The sequence below is a fragment of the Ideonella sp. genome, assembly GCF_041287625.1.
In the GTDB taxonomy this organism is placed as follows: domain Bacteria; phylum Pseudomonadota; class Gammaproteobacteria; order Burkholderiales; family Burkholderiaceae_C; genus Ideonella.
This window is the reverse complement of record NZ_JBGGNH010000059.1, coordinates 41,030-59,790: the sequence shown is the minus strand read 5'-3', so window position 1 is coordinate 59,790 and position 18,761 is coordinate 41,030. Positions and strand designations below refer to the sequence as shown.

Sequence of the window (18,761 nt, the reverse complement as noted above, 5' to 3'; positions counted from 1 at the left end):
GCGCGAGGTGCAGAACCTGGGGCATGGGTGTGGGCGGGGGAGGGTGAGCCTGCCGCGGTGACAATAGGCGCATGTTCAGTTTTTTCCGCAAGAAGCCGGCCACGCCAGAGGCCGCCTCGCCGGCCGAGGCCAGCGTCCCTGCCGCTCCGGCGCCTGCCGTCGAAGCGCCTCCGGCCTCGCCAGCGCCGTCCGCCTGGAACACCTTGACCTCGTGGGTCACCGGGGCGCCGGTCAAGGCGCCGGAGCCTGTGGCACCGCCGCCTGTGGTGGCCGCGCCTGTGCCGGCGCGAGATGCAGTCGCGCCGCTGCCGCCTGCCGCGCCGCGTCCTCTGCCCATCATTGCGAAGGCGCCTGTGGTGCCGGCTGCGGTGCCAGCGCCGCCGGTTAGCGCCTTGGCGCCCGCGACACCGCCGGCCGAGCCCACGCGGGCCAACTGGCTGAAGAAGCTCACGCAAGGCCTGTCGCGCACCGGCTCCAGCATTGCTCAGGTCTTCACCGGCACCCGCATCGACGACGAACTCTATGAAGAGCTGGAAGCCGCGCTGCTGATGGCCGACACCGGCGTGAAGGCCACCGAGGCTTTGCTGCTGGACCTGAAGCGGCGCGTGAAGGACGCCAAGGCCACCGAGCCGTCGCAGGTCAAGGCTTTGTTGGCAGAGGCCGTCACGGCGCTGCTGAGGCCGCTGGAAGGGGCGCTGGTGGTGGGCGAGCACCAGCCGACGGTGATCATGGTGGTGGGTGTCAACGGTGCCGGCAAGACGACCAGCATCGGCAAGCTGACGCGCCACCTGGCGGACGCCGACCAGAAGGTGCTGCTGGCCGCGGCCGACACCTTCCGGGCGGCGGCGCGAGAGCAGCTGGCGGTGTGGGCCGACCGCACGCAGGTCGAGATCATCAGCCAGGAGAGTGGCGACCCTTCGGCCGTGACCTTCGATGCCGTGAGCGCCGGCCGCGCGCGGGGCTGCGACGTGGTGATTGCCGACACCGCGGGCCGTTTGCCGACGCAGCTGCACCTGATGGAAGAGCTGAAGAAGATCAAGCGGGTGATCGGCAAGGCCCAGCCGGACGCGCCGCACGAGATCCTGCTGGTGGTCGACGGCAACACCGGCCAGAACGCGCTGACCCAGGTCAAGGCCTTTGACGATGCGCTGGGGCTGACCGGTTTGATCGTCACCAAGCTGGACGGCACGGCAAAAGGCGGCGTGCTGGCGGCGATTGCCCGCGAGCGGCCGCTGCCGGTCTACTTCATCGGCGTGGGCGAGAAGCTCGAAGACCTGCAGATGTTCCGCGCCAGCGAGTTCGCGCAGGCCTTGCTCAGCTGAGCTGAGCCAGCGCCTCGGCGATGGCGTCCTGCCCGCCGGGGCGCACCACGCGGGCGACCTCCTGGCCATCGCGCAGGAAGACCAGCGTGGGCCAGAGCTTGACCTTGAATGAGCGGCCCAGCGCCCGGCCCGGGCCGTCCTCGATCTTCAGGTGGCGCAGGCCGGGGCGGGCCGCCAGCGCTTCGTCGATGAAGGGCTGTGCGCCGCGGCACCAGCCGCACCAGTCGGTGCCGAACTCCAGCAGCGTGGCACCGCTCAGCGCGTCGACTTCGGCCCGGCTGGGCGCTTCGGGTTCATATGGGACGGAAGTGGGCATGGCAGGGCCTCCAGGCAGTGTTCACGTCATGGATGGACCCTGGAGACACGCCAGGGTTCAGCGGATTCAGAAACCCATGCCACCGCCCATGCCGCCGGGGCCGCCCATGCCCTTCATGCCGCCCATGCGCTTCATCATCTTCATCAGGCCGCCGCCCTTCATCTTCTTCATCATGCCCTGCATCTGGTCGAACTGATTCAGCAGGCGGTTGACGTCCTGGATCTGCACACCAGCACCGGTGGCGATGCGGCGCTTGCGGCTGGCCTTGCTCTTGCCGTCCATCAGCAGGCTGGGCTGGCGGCGCTCCTTGGCGGTCATCGCGTTGAGGATGCCTTCCATGCGCCGCATGTCGCGCTCGGCCTTGTCCATGTCGGGTTGGCCGGCCTTGGCGGTCATCTGCGTGGGCAGCTTGTCCATCAGGCTGGACAGCCCACCCATCTTCTTCATCTGGCTGATTTGCGAGAGGAAGTCGTTCAGGTCGAAGCCGCTGCCGCTCTTGAGCTTCTCGGCGAGCTTCTGCGCGGCCTCTACGTCCACGCCCTTCTGCACTTCCTCGACCAGCGCGACGATGTCGCCCATGCCCAGGATGCGGCCGGCGTGGCGCTGGGCGTCGAAGACCTCCAGCCCATCGATCTTCTCGGAAGTGCCGGCGAACTTGATCGGCGCGCCGGTGATCTGCCGCACTGACAAAGCCGCGCCGCCGCGCGAGTCGCCGTCCAGCTTGGTCAGCACGATGCCGGTCAGCGGCAGCGCTTCCTTGAAAGCCTTGGCGGTGTTGATCGCGTCCTGGCCCTGCATCGCGTCGACGACGAACAGCGTCTCGACCGGGTTCAGCGTGGCGTGCAGGTCGCGGATCTCGGCCATCAGCACTTCGTCGATCGCCAGCCGGCCGGCGGTGTCGACCAGCAGCACGTCGAAGTAGTGGCGCCTTGCGTAGTCGATCGCGGCGATCGCGATGTCGTGCGGCTTTTGGTTCGGCTCGGACGGGAACCATTCGGCGCCGGCCTGCTTGGTGACCATCTTCAGCTGCTCGATGGCGGCGGGGCGGTAGACGTCGGCCGAGACGGTCAACACCTTCTTCTTGCGGCGCTCGATCAGGTGCTTGGCCAGCTTGCCGGTGGTGGTGGTCTTGCCGGCGCCTTGGAGGCCGGCCATCAGGATCACGGCGGGCGGCTGCGCATTCAGGTTGATGTCGGCCACGCCCTCGCCCATGGTCGCGGCGAGTTCCTTGTTGACCACCGAAACCAGCACCTGGCCCGGGTTCAGCGAGCCGACCACTTCCTGGCCCAGCGCCTTTTCCTTCACGCGGGCAATGAAGTCGCGCACCACGGGCAGTGCGACGTCGGCTTCCAGCAAGGCCATGCGCACTTCGCGCATCATCTCCTGTACGTTGTCTTCGGTGATGCGGGCCTGGCCGCGCATGGTCTTGACCAGGCGTGACAGGCGATCGGTGAGGGTAGTGGCCATGCGTGCGGGGCAGTGCGCTCCTTTGCGCCAGCACGGAGGGGCTGGCCGCAGGGCGCCGGTAAACTGTGAAGATGATTTTATCCGCCACCCCCGCTGACCCCCTGGCCTGGTTGGCCATCGTGGGCTACCTGGTGGCGGCCTGGCCTGCGGCGCCCGGCCAGCGCTGGCCGCTGCGGGTGCTGGTGGCGGCATGGTGCCTGCATGCGCTGGCGCTGGTGGCCGGCACTGGCATCTGGGCGCCCGACGTGCCGGGCGAGGCGGTGCGCGGCCTCTTGATCGGCTTTGCGCCGGTGCTGTCGTTCACGCTGTGGCTGGTGCTGGCGGTGCATGTGGTCGAGAGCCGCTTGTTGCCGGTGTTCGGGCTGCGCCGCGTGCTGGCCTTGTTCAGCGCGGCCGCAATGCTGCTGGCCTGGCTGTTTCCCGGCGAGCTGCGGGCGGTGGCGCATTCGCGCTGGGCACCGCTGCACTGGGTGCTGGGGCTGGCGTCCTACGGTCTGTTTGGCACCGCGGTGCTGCATGGCCTGATGCTGGACTCGGCCGAGCAGCGGTTGCGCAGCGGTGGGCCGGCGACGGCCGCTTTTGGCATGCCGCTGCTGCGGCTGGAGCGGCTGACCTTCCGTTTCGTCGAGGCCGGCTTTGCGGTGCTGACGCTCGCGCTGGCACTGGGCCTGAGTTTCCCGGGCTATTGGCGCTGGGACCACAAGACGGTGCTGTCGCTGCTCGGCTGGGCCACGTTTGCGGCGTTGATTGCAGGCCGGCAGTGGCGCGGCTGGCGCGGCCGCCAGGCCACGCGCTGGCTGTATGCCGGCGCCTTGCTGCTGTTGCTGGCTTACGTGGGTTCGCGCTTCGTGATGGAAGTCGTCCTGCAGCGCCAACTGACCTGAGGTCCCATGTCACGTGTGCTGTTGCTGATCCTGCTGGTGCTGGGCGTGATCTGGTGGGTCGGCCGGCGGCGCCAGCCACCGCCTGAAGCCGGGCCGGCACCCGCCGCACCGCCGGCTGCCAAGCCGGCCGCCACCATCAAGCCCATGCTGCGCTGCGCGCAGTGCGGGCTGCACCTGCCGCAGGACGATGTGCTGACCGACGCGCAAGGCCTGGCCTATTGCAGCGAAGCGCATCGCGCGCTGGGCCCGGCAGGCCCGTCGTCATGAGCCTCTGGTCCCAGGGTGCGGACCGGCGCGCCAAGCCCCGCAACAACGAGACGCCTGACGGCGGTTCCTGGTTCGGCGGGCTGGGTGGCGACCACAGCAGCCTGGACAGCACCGGCGGCGTGGCCACCAGCCTGGGTGGGCGCTGGGGCGACACGCAGTCGGCTTCGGAAGACAGTCATTTCCTGACCCGCCAGGTGCAGCGCCTGCTGCAGAGCGGCGACACCACGCACCGCCGCATCTTCCTCACCTACCTGCTGGTGCGCGCTGGATTGGGCTTTGCACTGGTGCTGGCGCAGGCGGTGATGGGCTGGCTGGCTGGCCGCGGGCCGAGCTGGATGCTGATCGTCTGCAGCGTGCATGCCACGCAGGCCATCATCTGGTGGCTGTGGCTGGGCCGCGCTGCGGCGCGCGCGCCACGGCTGTCGGCGCTGCACTGGTGGGCGACCATCGGCTTCGACGTGGCGGCGTTTGGCGCGATGCACTGGCTGGACACTTCGGCCGCGCTCAACTATGGCGCGTTGCTGGTGCTGCCGGTGCTGATGTCGGGCGTGCTCAGCGCCCGCGTGCCGGCGCTGGCCACCGCCGCGGCCGTCACGCTGCTGCTGCTGGCCACGGCGTTGCACAAGATCCTGCTTGGCGGCGACATGGGCAACCTGCTGTCGCAGGCCGGCATGGCGGGCGCGGGTGTGTTCGTGATTGCGCTGGTGGCCGGGCAGATGGCAGGCAGGCTGGCGCGCGAGGAGCGCGCCGCGCGCGGCAGCCTGGCGCTGGCGCACCAGCAGGCCGAACTGAACCGGCTGGTGATCGACGAGATGGGCGACGGTGTGCTGGTGGTGGACCGGCGCGGCCGCGTGCGCGCTGCGAACCCGGCCGCGCGCCAGCTGCTGGCCGAGGACGGCAGCTGCCCGAAGGCACCGTTCCACCTGGGCGAACAGCCGGGCTGGCGCAGTCTGCTGGACCTGGTGACGCAGGCCTTCGAGGCCGGCGCATGGCCGGGCGGCACGCAGGACCTGACCATCAGTGCCAACGGCGAGGTGCCACGTTCGATCCGCCTGCGCGCGCGCTTCACGCGCGGCGCGCGGCTGCTGATGGCCGGGCAGGTGCAGGGCCGGCAGGAGGTGCTGGCGGTGCTGTTTGCCGAAGAGCTGCGCACCGTGCTGGCGCGCCAGCGGCAGGAGCGGCTGGTGGCCATGGGCCGCATCTCGGCCGGCATCGCGCACGAGATCCGCAACCCGCTGGCCGCCGTGGCGCAGGCCAATGCGCTGCTGCAGGAAGACGTGCTGCGGCCGGATCAGCAGCGCCTGGTCGGCATCGTGGCCGACAACGTCGAGCGGCTCAAGCGCATCGTCAACGACGTGCTGGAAGCGGCGCCCGGTGGCAGCGCGCCGTCGCGTACGCTGGACGGCAGTGCCGAGGTCGGCACCATCATTGCCGACTGGGCGCAGACCGAGCGTTTGCCGCTGGGTGCCGGCAGCCGGCTGCAGGTGCAGTTGCCGGCCGAGACGCTGGGCGTGTCGTTCGACGTGGACCATTTGCGTCGCGTGCTGGTCAACCTGCTGGACAACGCGCTGCGCCATGCCACCGACCAGCCCGGTGCGGTGGTGGTCACGCTGGAGGCGCTGGAAGGTGCGTTCGCCCGGCTGTCGGTGGCGAGCGATGGCGAGCTGATCGCGCCCGAGGTCGAGCCGCACCTGTTCGAACCGTTTCATTCGACGCGCAGCCGCGGCACCGGGCTGGGCTTGTACATTTGCCGCGAGCTGTGCGCGCGCCATGGGGCCATCATCGACTATGTGCGCCACGAAGGCGTGCGCCACGGCAATGTGTTCCTGATCGTGATGCGCCGCGACAGCCTCGCGGCGGAAGGCCGGCTGCACCTATGAATGAATCGCTGAGCGCCGGGAATGGCGTGTTGGTCGTCGACGACGAACCGGACCTGCTGACCCTGTATGAGCTGACCTTGCTGCGCGAGGGGCTGGAGGTCGAGACTGCGGCCAGCGTGGCCGAGGCCTGGGCGCTGCTGCAGCAGCGTGTGTTTCGCTTGGTCATCACCGACATGCGCCTGCCCGACGGCTTTGGCATGACGCTGCTGCACAGGCTCGAAGAGCAGAACCGCAGCGAGAAGGTCATCGTCATCACGGCCTATGGTTCGGCCGAGAACGCGGTCGAGGCGCTGAAGGCTGGCGCTTTCGACTACATGACCAAGCCGGTCGACCTCAAGCAGTTCCGCGGCGTGGTGGCTGCGGCGATGGGCCGGGTTGTGCCGCAGCCGGCGGTGGCGGCGCCGGGCGCGGTGGCGCCGCCTGTGTCCGCCGCGCCGCTGGCCAAGCTGGTCGGCCGCTCGGATGCGATGCTGCAGGTGCGCAACCTGATCGAGAAGGTCGCGCGCAGCATGGCGCCGGTGCTGGTCGAAGGCGAATCGGGCACCGGCAAGGAGCTGGTGGCGCGGGCCATCCATGAGGTCAGCGCGCGTGCCGGCCAGCCCTTCATCGCGGTCAACTGCGGCGCCATTCCGGAGAACCTGCTGGAGTCCGAATTCTTCGGCTACAAGAAGGGCGCGTTCACCGGCGCACACGAAGACCGCAGCGGTTTCTTCCAGGCGGCCAATGGCGGCACCTTGTTCCTGGACGAGATTGGCGAGCTGCCGCTGGCGATGCAGTCCAAGCTGCTGCGCGTGGTGCAGGAGCGTGCGGTGCGGCCCATCGGCGCGGTCAACGAGCTGCCGCTGAACGTGCGCATCGTCAGCGCCACGCACAAGGACCTGACGGCCGAAGTGGCGGCCAGCCGCTTCCGGCAGGATTTGTATTACCGGCTCAACGTGATCCGCATCCCGGTGCCGCCGCTGCGCGAGCGGCTGGACGACCTGGACAGCATCAGCAGCGCCTTGCTGGACCGCATCACGCGCGACGCCGGTGTGTCGCCGGTGCCGCGGCTGTCTGCCGGCGCGCGCCGCCTGCTCGCAGCCTACAGCTTCCCGGGCAATGTGCGTGAGCTGGAAAACCTGCTGCACCGCGCGCTGGCGATGAGCAGCAGCGAGCTGATCGAGGCGGCCGACCTGGGCCTGCCAGACACCTTGTTCCAGGACAGCGCGGGCGATGCCGACACGGCCGCTGCCGAACCTGTGGCGCTGGAAACCCGGGCGGCCGAGCTGGCTGTGGCCGCGCTGCTGCCAGCGCCGCGTGTGCCCGGCGTGCCGCCGCCGCTGCCGGACGACCTTGCGCTGTACCTGGACGAGGTCGAGCGCGGCATCCTGGTGCGGGCGCTGCAGCAGCACAACTTCAACCGCACGGCGGCCGGCGCGCGCATGGGCCTGTCGCTGCGGCAGATGCGCTACCGCATGGCGCGGCTGGGCATCACCGAGGCGGCGCAGGACGCTGGCGCCGACGAGGCGCTGTGAGCGTCCCGCAAACGGGTGACGCGATGTGGCGTGACGGTTGGTGGTCGGGTGCCCGGGCCGTGCCGTCCCCCAACTTCGGTCCTCGCCCGGCGGGCACTTGCATCGACCTGGCGCTGATCCATTCGATCAGCCTGCCGCCAGGCCAATACGGTGGCGACGAGATCGAGCGACTGTTCACGAACACGCTGGACTGGGATGCGCATCCGTATTTCCAGGCCATCCGCGGGCTGCAGGTGTCGGCACATTTCCTGGTCCGTCGCACTGGCGAGCTGCTGCAGTTCGTCGCGTGCGACCAGCGGGCCTGGCATGCCGGCCGCTCGGTCTGGCAGGGTCGCGAGGGCTGCAACGATTTTTCAATCGGCATCGAGCTGGAAGGGCTGGAAGGCGAGACCTTCGAGCCGGTCCAGTACGACACGCTGGCGGGCTTGCTGCCGGCCCTGGCGGCGGCCTATCCGCTGCAGGCGGTGGTCGGTCACGAGCATGTGGCGCCGGGCCGCAAGCTGGACCCGGGACCGGGCTTCGACTGGGCCGCGCTGCGCCAGCGGCTGGCTTGGCCGGCGACGCGTTTTCCCGCGGCGGGTTGACCCGCGTGGACCCCGCGCCGGCACGGCCCGCAAGGCCTGCGGCTTGCGCATTTCCGGCGGCGAGTCAAGCCTTTCCAAGCTTCGCGTGGTTGAAAAATAGACGCTACCGGTAGTGTCCGACAGGGTTTCCCAGCCTACATCTAGCGTCCGCTGTGATAACCTCGGGTCTCGGAAATTCGCCATGTTCAAGCACGTCGACATGCCTTTGCTTGACCTCGCCAGCCATGTGCCGGCGGGCTGCCAGCAGCACCTCTTCGCTTCTCCCTGGGGGCGGAGACGCAGCAGTCGACGAACGCCAGGCGCCGCGCCCACCTCGGGGCCGTGACGCCTGGCGATTGCCTTGCCACAGCCGGCCACGTCTGACCTGACGTTTGGCCAGACAGGCGCGGACCCGAAGCGGCCGCAGCGCCCGCACTTCTTTCGTCTTCACCGAATCCACACAGGGGAATCCATGCAAGCTGTCTCCAGCACCGTCGACGCCGCCGTTGCGCGTCCCAGCACCGCCTCCACCGCCGGCGCGCCCGCGCCGGCCAGTGCCTTCCACGCCTACCAGATCATTCGCCGCAACGGCGCGGTCGTCTCGTTCGAGCCGAACAAGATCGCCGTGGCGTTGATGAAGGCTTTCCTGGCGGTGCATGGCACGCAAGGCGCGGCCTCGGCCAGCGTGCGGGAGACGGTCGACGTGCTGACCGAGAGCGTGGTGCGCGCGCTGATGCGTTCGCGTCCGGGCGGCGGCACCTTCCACATCGAAGACGTGCAGGACCAGGTCGAGCTGGGCCTGATGCGCGGCAGCCACCATGAAGTGGCGCGTGCCTATGTGCTGTACCGCGAGCGCCGTTCGCAGGAACGGGCGCGCCAGGGCGTGGAGTCGGCACCGGTGGCCGTGGCCGCGTTGACGGTGATCGACAAGGGCCAGCGCGTGCCGCTGGACGAAGCCAAGCTGCAGGCGCTGATCGTCTCGGCCTGTGCCGACCTGGGTGCCGACGTGAAGCCGGATCCGATCCTGGCCGAGACCCGCCGCAACCTGTACGACGGCGTGCCGATCGACGAGGTCTACAAGGCCGCCATCCTGGCCTCGCGCACGCTGATCGAGAGCGACCCGGGCTACACCCGTGCCACTGCCCGCCTGCTGCTGCACACGATCCGCCGCGAGATCCTCGGCGAGGAGCTGACGCAGGCCGACATGCACACCCGCTACGCCGAGTACTTCCCGAAGTTCATCAAGAAGGGCGTGCAGGCCGAGCTGCTGGATGAGAAGCTGCTGCAGTTCGACCTGGTCAAGCTGGGTGCCGCGCTGCAGGCTGACCGCGACTTCCAGTTCGACTACCTGGGCCTGCAGACCCTGTTCGACCGCTACTTCCTGCACATCGAAGAGCAGCGCATCGAAATGCCGCAGGCGTTTTTCATGCGCGTGGCCATGGGCCTGGCACTGGGCGAGATCGACCGCGAAGCGCGCGCCATCGAGTTCTACAACGTGTTGTCGAGCTTCGACTTCATGTCCTCGACGCCCACGCTGTTCAACGCCGGCACCCGCCGCTCGCAGCTCTCGTCCTGCTACCTGACGACGGTGGCCGACGACCTGGACGGCATCTATGAAGCACTGAAGGAAAACGCGCTGCTGTCGAAGTTCGCCGGCGGCCTGGGCAATGACTGGACCAACGTGCGTGCGCTGGGCTCCTACATCAAGGGCACCAACGGCAAGTCGCAAGGCGTGGTGCCGTTCCTGAAGGTGGTCAACGACACCGCCGTGGCGGTCAACCAGGGCGGCAAGCGCAAGGGCGCTGTCTGCGCCTACCTGGAAACCTGGCACCTGGACATCGAAGAGTTCCTGGAACTGCGCAAGAACACCGGCGACGATCGCCGCCGCACGCACGACATGAACACCGCGAACTGGGTGCCTGACCTGTTCATGCGCCGCGTGATGGACGGTGGCGACTGGACGCTGTTCAGCCCGTCCACCTGCCCGGACCTGCACGACCTGTTCGGCACCGCCTTCGAGAAGGCCTATGTGGCCTACGAGGCCAAGGCCGACCGCGGCGAGATCAAGCTCTTCAAGCGCATGGCAGCCCGCGACCTGTGGCGCAAGATGCTCTCGATGCTGTTCGAGACCGGCCACCCCTGGATCACCTTCAAGGACGCCTGCAACGTGCGCTCGCCGCAGCAGCATGTGGGCGTGGTGCACTCGTCCAACTTGTGCACCGAGATCACGCTGAACACCAATGAAGATGAGATCGCCGTCTGCAACCTTGGCTCGGTCAACCTGGTCCAGCACTTGAAGGACGGCAAGGTTGACCAGGAGAAGCTGAAGAAGACCGTGTCGACGGCGATGCGCATGCTCGACAACGTCATCGACATCAACTACTACGCGGTCAAGAAGGCACGTGACTCCAACCTGCGCCATCGCCCGGTCGGCCTGGGCCTGATGGGCTTCCAGGACGCGCTGTATGAACTGCGCCTGCCTTACGCCAGCCAGGAAGCCGTCGAGTTCGCCGACCAGTCGATGGAAGCCATCTGCTACCACGCCTACTGGGCCTCGACCGACCTGGCGGCCGAGCGTGGCCGCTATTCGACCTACCGCGGTTCGCTGTGGGACCGGGGCATCCTGCCGCTGGACTCGCTGAACCTGCTGGCCGAGCAGCGCGGTGGCCACGTCGAAGTCGACCGCAGCATGACGCTGGACTGGGACGCGCTGCGCCAGCGCATTGCCACCCACGGCATGCGCAACAGCAACTGCGTGGCCATCGCGCCGACCGCGACCATCTCCAACATCATTGGCGTGGACGCTTCGATCGAGCCTTGCTTCGGCAACCTCTCGGTCAAGTCCAACCTGTCGGGCGAGTTCACCGTGGTCAACGAGTACCTGGTGCGCGACCTGAAGCAGCTCGGCCTGTGGGACAACGTGATGGTCATGGACCTCAAGCACTACGACGGTTCGCTGCGCCGCATCGACCGCGTGCCCGAGGACATCAAGCGCCTCTATGCCACCGCCTTCGAAGTGGAAACGCAGTGGCTGGTCGAAGCCGCGGCGCGTCGCCAGAAGTGGATCGACCAGGCCCAGTCGCTGAACATCTACATCGCCGGCGCGTCCGGCAAGAAGCTGGACGACACCTACAAGCTCGCTTGGTTGCGTGGCCTGAAGACCACCTACTACCTGCGCACGGTGGGCGCCACGCACGCAGAGAAGAGCACGGTCGCGGCGGGTGCGATGAACAGCGTGCCCTCGTCCGGCGGCATCGGCGGTTCGCACATGGCAGCCGGCAGCGCACCGGCCATGTCGGCGCTCGATGCAGCGGCCGCACAAGCGCAGGCCATGATGGCCGCGCAGCAGTCCACACCCGCGACCGACATCAAGTTCTGCGGCGTCGACGACCCGACCTGCGAAGCCTGCCAGTGAGCTTGAAGTGAACGTGAAGCGCATCGCATGCAAGGCCTGTGATGCGCTTCTCTTCATCGGCCCATCGAGTGTTCACACCACGCGCTGCGTGAAGCCTGCCGCATCGCTCGCATCGAGACGATGTTGAGAGGCAACACGCACGCGTTTGCGCTGTCAAGAAGTGCTTGGTGTTTGAACACAACACTCTGATAATTCCACCCCAAGGAAACACGCCATGCTGGTCTGGGAAGACGACGCTCGTACCCCGCCGACTCCTGTTCAACGTACCGCGCCCGAGCCCACTGCCGGCGCACGGACAGCCGACCTGTCGCTGTCTGCGTTGACCACCTCTTCATCGTCCGCCGCATCGGCGATGTCCACCGCGCAAGCCACCGTTCAAGCCGCTGCTGCGCGTGCGGCAGTGGTGACCGCATCGCATGCGGCGCCTGCTTCGAGTGGCCGCGTCAACGCTGCCGACAAGCGCATCATCAACGGCCAGACCGACGTCAACCAGCTGGTGCCGTTCAAGTACAAGTGGGCCTGGGAGAAATACCTCGCCACCTGTGCAAACCACTGGATGCCGCAAGAGGTCAACATGTCGCGCGACATCGCGACCTGGAAGGACCCCAACGGCCTGACCGAAGACGAGCGCCGCATCGTCAAGCGCAACCTCGGCTTCTTCGTCACCGCTGATTCGCTGGCCGCCAACAACATCGTGCTGGGCACCTACCGCCACATCACGGCGCCCGAGGCCCGCCAGTTCCTGCTGCGCCAGGCTTTCGAAGAAGCGATCCACACCCACGCCTACCAGTACATCGTCGAGTCGCTGGGCCTGGATGAGTCCGAGATCTTCAACGCCTACAACGAGGTCAAGTCCATCCGCGACAAGGACGAGTTCCTGATCCCGTTCATCGGCGCGATCATGGATCCGAACTTCAAGACCGGCACGCTGGAAAACGACCGCACGCTGCTGAAGAGCCTGATCGTTTTTGCCTGCCTGATGGAAGGCCTGTTCTTCTACGTCGGCTTCACGCAGATCCTCGCGCTGGGTCGCCAGAACAAGATGACCGGTGCCGCAGAGCAGTACCAGTACATCCTGCGCGACGAGTCCATGCACTGCAACTTCGGCATCGACCTGATCAACCAGATCAAGCTCGAGAACCCGCAGCTTTGGACCGCGGACTTCAAGGCCGAGATCACCGCGCTGTTCCTGAAGGCGGTGGACCTGGAGTACGCCTATGCCGAAGACACCATGCCGCGTGGCGTGCTGGGCATGAATGCTTCGATGTTCAAGGGCTACCTGCGCTACATCGCCAATCGGCGGGCCACGCAGATCGGCCTGGACGCGCTCTTCCCCAACGAGGAAAACCCGTTCCCGTGGATGAGCGAAATGATCGACCTGAAAAAGGAACGCAACTTTTTTGAAACCCGCGTCATCGAGTATCAATCCGGTGGCGCATTGAGCTGGGATTGAATCTGATCAAGAGGCCGGGCGTGTACCGGCCTCTTGTCGCATTCACGAGGCCTGCCAAAGAGCGGCCCTTCCCAGCATGTTGAGAGATCAAGATCCACGACGCGATCAGCAGGGACAAAAGAATCCGTGCGACGAGTCGTCTCCCCATTCACCGCACCGAGGGAGCACCCGGCTTTGGCCGGGACAACACCGCGGGCGGTGAATTGCCGGGCTGTATCGAGCGGCCCGGTGTTTTTGCAACTTGATCAAGGAGTTTGAAATGGCAACTGCGAAGAAGGCCGCTCCGGCCAAAAAGGCGGCTCCGGCCAAGAAGGCTGCGGCTCCGGCAAAGAAGGCCGCTCCGGCCAAGAAGGCTGCAGCACCGGCGAAGAAGGCCGCTGCACCGGCGAAGAAGGCTGCACCGGCCAAGAAGGCGGCGGCTCCGGCGAAGAAGGCTGCACCGGCCAAGAAGGCGGCGGCTCCGGCGAAGAAGGCTGCACCGGCCAAGAAGGCGGCAGCACCGGCGAAGAAGGCTGCACCGGCCAAGAAGGCGGCGGCTCCGGCGAAGAAGGCTGCACCGGCCAAGAAGGCGGCGGCTCCGGCGAAGAAGGCTCCGGCCAAGAAGTCGGCTGCACCGGTCAAGCCGGTAACCAAGGCCGTGGCACCGGTGAAGCCGGCGACCAAGGCACTGCCTTCGAAGCCTGCAGCCAAGAAGGTTGCGCCTGCCAAGAAGGTTGCCGACGCGCCCGCGAAGACCGCCACGGCCAAGGCTCCCGCGAAGAAGGCTGCAAAGAAGGCCGCTGCCAAGAAGGCTGCGCCCACCCCTGCGCCTGCGCCTTCTGCCCCCGCCACGCCTGCAGCCAAGACTGCGCTGAGCCCTGCGGCCGCCTGGCCGTTCCCGACGGGCAACAAGCCCTGAGCCAACGGGCCGGCGTGAAGCCGGCCCTTCGCTCAACCCCCAAAGCCCGGCCCTGCGCCGGGCTTTTCTTTGGGCGTCTTGCCGGCCTTGCGCCGGGCTTTTCTTTGACCGGGCGCCGGCGCTCTGGCGCGCCCGCGTCGTTCAGCCCAGGCCGAGCGCCGAGCGGTCCACCACGTGGTTCTGGCCGCCTCGCTGCGCGATCTTCAGTGCGCCCATTTGGTTGCCCAGCGCGACGCAACGTGCCAGCGGCCAGTCCTGCTCCAGGCCGTACAGCAGCGCCGCGCGAAAGGCGTCACCGCAGCCAGTCGGGTCGACCACTTCGGTGGCCTTCACGCCGGGCACCAGCGTGCGTTCGCCCTTGATCCACAGCTCGCAGCCCTCGGCGGCCAGCGTCACGATGATGCCGGCCAGGTGCGAGCGCGACATCTCCTCCAGGCTTTGCCCGGTGCGCTCGCAGAGCATGCGGCCCTCGTAGTCGTTGACGGCCACCCAGGTGGCTTGCGCGACGAAGGCGCGCAGCTCTTCGCCGTTGAACATCGGCAGGCCCTGGCCCGGGTCGAACACAAACGGGATGCCGGCGGCATGCAGGTCGCGGGCGCGGCGCAGCATCGCGTCACGGCCGTCCGGGCCGATCAGTGCCAGCTTGATGTCGTCGCGTGCCGGCAGGCCGATCTCATGCGCCTGCTGCATCGCGCCGGGGTGGAAGGCGGTGATCTGGTTGTTGTCCCGGTCGGTGATGATGATGGCTTGGGCGGTGTAGTTGTCTGGCACCTGCAGCAGGCTCGTGGTGTCGATGCCCAGTTGCCGGAAGCGGGCCAGGTAGTCGCCGCCGTCGTTGCCCAGCGCGGCCAGCACGACAGGCTCGCCGCCCAGCGCCTTCAGCGTGTACGCGATGTTGCCGGCGCAGCCGCCGTATTCGCGCCGCAGCGTGGGCACCAGGAACGAGACGTTCAGGATGTGGACCTGCTCGGGCAGGATCTGCTCGGCGAAACGGCCCGGGAAGGTGGTGATGGTGTCGAAGGCGAGGGAACCGCAGACGAGGCTGGCCATGGTGTGTTGTCGGATGGAGGAAGGGCGGCGCAGCGGCTCGGGGCCGGCGCCGGACATCAGGAAACGATGGGGTTCAGGGGTAGAAGACTTCCAGCGTGTAGCCGGCCACGTGCAGTTCGCCCACGTCCAGCCGCAGGTCCAGGTGCCAGGCGCCATCGGCTTCCAGCGTGTCGCCATGGCCCAGCTCGGCAGGCATCAGCACCTTGCGCAGCAGCACGCTGCCGCTGTCTGACGAGATGCTGAGCTCCAGCGCCGGAGTGCGCACCGGATGCTCGGCGCGATTGTGCAGGTCCGCGTCCAGCCGCAGCACGCCGGGCTTGCCGGTGGCGCTGAGGTGACTGGCATCCAGCACGATCTGGTCGAGCGCATATGGGCTGGCCACGCGGCAGCGCAGGGCCTGGCAGGCGGCGCCCAGGGCCGGCTGCAGGCTGGGCCAGCGGGCGGCCAGCACGTCGCGCTGGTGGAGCGCCAGCTGGCCCAGCAGCAGCAGGCCCAGCAGGCCGCAGGCACTGGCCAGCACCGCGCGCACGGCAGGATGCCGCCAGCGGGCCGCGCGCTCGGCCTGGCGGATGAACTCGGGTTGGCGCGGCAGGTGCGGGTCGCGCTGGCGGCCAGGTGCAAAGCTGCTGTCGGGGGCCTCACTGACGTCGAAAGGCGCGGCCAGCGCGTCGGTGTCCAGCAACCTCGCTTCGTCTTCCAGGGTCGACGGGCTTTCCACGACGAACGATGACACCGGCGCTGCGGCGGCAGGGGGCGCCGGCGGCGGCGCCTGCCATGGGGCGGGTGACGGCGGAGGCGGCAGCGCTTCGGCCGCTTCGCGTTCGGAGGGGCTGCGTGTGAAGGTGAAGTCGGGCCGCTCGCCGCGTGTCGGCCGTTCGGCCAGGGCGTCCAGCGCGGCGGGCTCGGTGGCTTCGAAGGCACGTTGCGCGGCCTCGTCGTCGTCCACGTCGGAAAACACCACCGAGGACGACTGCGGCATCGGCGCCTGAGCGCTTGTTGCACTGGTCGCGTTGACTGCCTGCGTCGCAGCGGAAGTGGCGCCGAATGTCGACCGGTCGACGATGGATGGCCCGAAACCGTGCGCCGGCACAGGTGGTGGCGCGACGGGCGGCTGCGGAGGCAGCTCGAACAGCCCCTCCAGCGCGTTGAAGACCTCGTGGCACTGGCCGCAGCGCACCCAGCCCTGCGAGACCTTCAGCTGGTCTTGCACCACACGGAAAACCGTGCCGCAGGCAGGACAACGGGTGGCCAGACTCATGCGGGGAATGATGCCATGACAGCAGGGGGATTCCAGGCCGTGGCCGGTTGAGCCGCGCCCATCGCGCTCGCCCGTGCAGCGACGGCACAACGCGTTGCGCAGCCGCGCTGCGCAACGTCTGCGCAGCTCACAGGCGCTGGCCGCCCATCAGGATCCAGCCATCGTCCTGGTCCAGCACTTCCAGCTTGACCCACGGCGCATAGGCGGCCTGCAGCTCGACCGCCTGGCGGTCCAGGATGCCGGCCAGCACCAGGTGCGCGCCGGGTGCCAGGTGGGCGCTGAGCAGCGGTGCCAGCAGCTTCAGCGGCGTGGCCAGGATGTTGGCCAGCACCAATGGGTATTCGCCCTGGGCCAGTTCCGGCAGGCCGCAGCGCAGCGTGACGCCGTTGGCAGCCGCATTGTGTTCGGACGAGGTGACGGCGGCCGGATCGATGTCCACTGCGTCGACCTGCTTCGCGCCATGCAAAGCCGCGCCGATGGCCAGGATGCCGGAGCCGCAGCCGTAGTCCAGCACCCGGTCCCAGCCGGCCGACAGCGCGGGCGCATGCTGCGCGATCCAGCGCAGGCACATGCGGGTGGTCGGGTGGGTGCCGGTGCCAAAGGCCAGGCCCGGGTCCAGGCGGATCACCCGGCTGGCCGCAGCAGGCGGTTCATGCCAGCTGGGCACGATCCAGAATGCGGGCGTGATCTCGACCGGCTCGAACTGCGACTGCGTCAGCCGCACCCAGTCCTGCTCGGGTACCTCGCCCAGGCTTTTCACGCCCAGGTCGCTGGCCCAGTCCTGGGCCAGCAGCAGCGTGCTGGCCTGCACCGCGAGGTCTTCGGTCTCGAACAAGGCCTTCAGCGTGGAGCGGTCCCAGCCGGGCTTGGGCGCTGGCATGCCGGGCTCGCCGAACAGCGCGTGCTCGGCCTCGGTGTCCGCGTCGGCATCCTCGACCGACACTGCCACCGCGTCCAGCTCGTTCATCAAGGCCTCGGACACCGGCTCGACCAGGGCCTGCGGCGCGCTCAGCACCAACTCGAACAAAGCCACTTCGGCATTCCTTTTTCTAAGGGACAACGGCCAGGCGTGCTGTGCGCGCCTGGCCGTTGCTGGGGTCACAAGAGGGAGGCGCCGCGCCTTCAGCGCGTGTGCTCGCTCATCCAGTGTTCCAGGTAATGGATGCTGGTGCCACCCTGGATGAATTTGGCGTCGGCCATCAGCTCGCGGTGCAGCGGGATGTTGGTCTGGATGCCTTCGACCACCATTTCGCTGAGCGCCGTGCGCATGCGGGCCAGCGCCTGCTCGCGTGTGTCCCCGTGCACGATGATCTTGCCGATCATCGAGTCGTAGTTCGGCGGCACGTAGTAGTTGGTGTACGCATGCGAATCCACGCGCACGCCCGGGCCGCCAGGCGGATGCCACATCGTGATGCGGCCAGGCGAGGGCGTGAACTTGTACGCGTCCTCGGCGTTGATGCGGCATTCGATGGCATGGCCACGCATCTCGATCTGGCGCTGCAGGAAAGGCAGCTTTTCGCCAGCGGCCACGCGGATCTGCATCTGCACGATGTCGATGCCGGTGACCAGTTCCGTCACCGGATGCTCCACCTGTACGCGGGTGTTCATCTCGATGAAGTAGAACTCGCCGTTCTCGAACAGGAACTCGAAGGTGCCTGCGCCGCGGTAGCCCATCTTCTTGCAGGCTGCCGCACAACGGTCACCGATCTTCTCGATCACGCGACGCGGGATGCCGGGCGCCGGCGCTTCCTCGATGATCTTCTGGTGACGGCGCTGCATCGAGCAGTCGCGCTCGCCCAGCCAGACGGCGTTCTTGTGCTCGTCGGCCAGGATCTGGATTTCCACGTGGCGTGGATTCTCCAGGAACTTCTCCATGTAGACCTGCGGATTGCCAAACGCGGCGCCCGCTTCGGTGCGCGTCATCTGCACCGCATTCACCAGCGCTGCTTCGGTGTGCACCACGCGCATGCCGCGGCCACCGCCGCCGCCTGCCGCCTTGATGATGACCGGATAGCCCACGGTGCGGGCGATCTTGATGATCTCCTTCGGGTCTTCAGGCAGTGCGCCTTCGGAGCCGGGCACGCAGGGCACGCCGGCGCGAATCATGGCTTGCTTGGCCGAGACCTTGTCGCCCATCAGGCGGATGGACTCGGGCGTCGGGCCGATGAAGACAAAACCGCTTTGCTGCACCCGCTCGGCAAAATCTGCGTTTTCCGACAGGAAGCCGTAGCCGGGGTGGATCGCTTCGGCATCGGTCACTTCCGCGGTGGAAATGATGGCCGGCATGTTCAGGTAACTCAGCGACGAGGCCGCCGGGCCGATGCAGACGGCTTCTTCAGCCAGCCTGACGTACTTGGCGTCGCGGTCGGCCTCTGAATAGACCACCACCGCCTTGATGCCCATTTCCCTGCACGCGCGCTGGATGCGCAGCGCGATTTCGCCTCGATTGGCGATCAGTATTTTTTTGAACATGG

15 protein-coding genes are annotated in these 18,761 nt (G+C 67.7%); 9 read left to right on the top strand and 6 right to left on the bottom strand.

The window, feature by feature from the left end; translation table 11 throughout:
- Window positions 1–71 precede the first annotated feature (71 nt).
- Window positions 72–1,322 carry a signal recognition particle-docking protein FtsY gene (gene ftsY, locus ACAH41_RS22160; RefSeq protein ID WP_325650389.1) on the top strand — a complete coding sequence of 417 codons (1,251 nt, stop codon included), beginning with the start codon at window positions 72–74 and terminating at the stop codon, window positions 1,320–1,322.
- Here ftsY and ACAH41_RS22155 read toward each other — a convergent pair.
- Together ACAH41_RS22155 and ffh are read right to left on the bottom strand one after the other, a co-directional pair.
- Window positions 1,315–1,638, bottom strand: coding sequence for a thioredoxin family protein (locus ACAH41_RS22155; protein WP_325650390.1), 324 nt, complete (start codon window positions 1,636–1,638; stop codon window positions 1,315–1,317). The two genes, ftsY and ACAH41_RS22155, sit on opposite strands and share 8 nt — an antisense overlap.
- Before the next feature lie 66 nt (window positions 1,639–1,704).
- Entirely contained in the window at window positions 1,705–3,105 is a 1,401-nt protein-coding gene (gene ffh, locus ACAH41_RS22150) for a signal recognition particle protein (protein ID WP_325650391.1), read from the bottom strand.
- A 71-nt stretch (window positions 3,106–3,176) separates the two neighbouring features.
- Here ffh and ACAH41_RS22145 point away from each other — a divergent pair, with 71 nt between their 5' ends.
- The 8 genes from ACAH41_RS22145 (at window position 3,177) to ACAH41_RS22110 (ending at window position 13,979) form a co-directional block, all read left to right on the top strand.
- Window positions 3,177–3,989: a cytochrome c biogenesis protein CcsA gene (locus ACAH41_RS22145; RefSeq protein ID WP_325650393.1), complete on the top strand. Its 813-nt coding sequence runs from the start codon at window positions 3,177–3,179 to the stop codon at window positions 3,987–3,989.
- Window positions 3,990–3,995: 6 nt separating this feature from the next.
- A complete protein-coding gene (locus ACAH41_RS22140) occupies window positions 3,996–4,256 on the top strand; it encodes a PP0621 family protein (RefSeq protein ID WP_325650394.1) in 261 nt (86 codons plus the stop codon).
- Window positions 4,253–6,136, top strand: a complete 1,884-nt coding sequence (locus ACAH41_RS22135) for an ATP-binding protein (RefSeq protein WP_325650396.1) — start codon at window positions 4,253–4,255, stop codon at window positions 6,134–6,136. The genes ACAH41_RS22140 and ACAH41_RS22135 overlap by 4 nt, the downstream gene beginning before the upstream one ends.
- Entirely contained in the window at window positions 6,133–7,650 is a 1,518-nt protein-coding gene (locus tag ACAH41_RS22130; protein ID WP_325650398.1) for a sigma-54 dependent transcriptional regulator, read from the top strand. The genes ACAH41_RS22135 and ACAH41_RS22130 overlap by 4 nt, the downstream gene beginning before the upstream one ends.
- Before the next feature lie 23 nt (window positions 7,651–7,673).
- Window positions 7,674–8,234, top strand: a complete 561-nt coding sequence (gene ampD, locus ACAH41_RS22125; protein WP_325650649.1) for a 1,6-anhydro-N-acetylmuramyl-L-alanine amidase AmpD — start codon at window positions 7,674–7,676, stop codon at window positions 8,232–8,234.
- A gap of 451 nt (window positions 8,235–8,685) precedes the next feature.
- Window positions 8,686–11,628, top strand: coding sequence for a ribonucleoside-diphosphate reductase subunit alpha (locus tag ACAH41_RS22120; RefSeq protein WP_325650400.1), 2,943 nt, complete (start codon window positions 8,686–8,688; stop codon window positions 11,626–11,628).
- 214 nt (window positions 11,629–11,842) lie between these two features.
- Window positions 11,843–13,081, top strand: coding sequence for a ribonucleotide-diphosphate reductase subunit beta (locus ACAH41_RS22115; protein WP_325650402.1), 1,239 nt, complete (start codon window positions 11,843–11,845; stop codon window positions 13,079–13,081).
- A gap of 259 nt (window positions 13,082–13,340) precedes the next feature.
- A complete protein-coding gene (locus tag ACAH41_RS22110; protein ID WP_370538468.1) occupies window positions 13,341–13,979 on the top strand; it encodes a hypothetical protein in 639 nt (212 codons plus the stop codon).
- Between the two features lie 141 nt (window positions 13,980–14,120).
- Here the strand turns inward: ACAH41_RS22110 and ACAH41_RS22105 are convergent, their stop codons facing one another.
- From ACAH41_RS22105 to accC, 4 genes are all read right to left on the bottom strand, one after another.
- Window positions 14,121–15,029: a carbohydrate kinase family protein gene (locus ACAH41_RS22105; protein ID WP_325650406.1), complete on the bottom strand. Its 909-nt coding sequence runs from the start codon at window positions 15,027–15,029 to the stop codon at window positions 14,121–14,123.
- 73 nt (window positions 15,030–15,102) lie between these two features.
- Window positions 15,103–16,287, bottom strand: coding sequence for a zinc-ribbon and DUF3426 domain-containing protein (locus ACAH41_RS22100; RefSeq protein ID WP_325650408.1), 1,185 nt, complete (start codon window positions 16,285–16,287; stop codon window positions 15,103–15,105).
- Window positions 16,288–16,414: 127 nt separating this feature from the next.
- Window positions 16,415–17,314, bottom strand: coding sequence for a 50S ribosomal protein L11 methyltransferase (prmA, locus tag ACAH41_RS22095; RefSeq protein ID WP_325650651.1), 900 nt, complete (start codon window positions 17,312–17,314; stop codon window positions 16,415–16,417).
- Between the two features lie 95 nt (window positions 17,315–17,409).
- Window positions 17,410–18,759: an acetyl-CoA carboxylase biotin carboxylase subunit gene (accC, locus tag ACAH41_RS22090; protein ID WP_325650410.1), complete on the bottom strand. Its 1,350-nt coding sequence runs from the start codon at window positions 18,757–18,759 to the stop codon at window positions 17,410–17,412.
- Window positions 18,760–18,761: the final 2 nt, after the last annotated feature.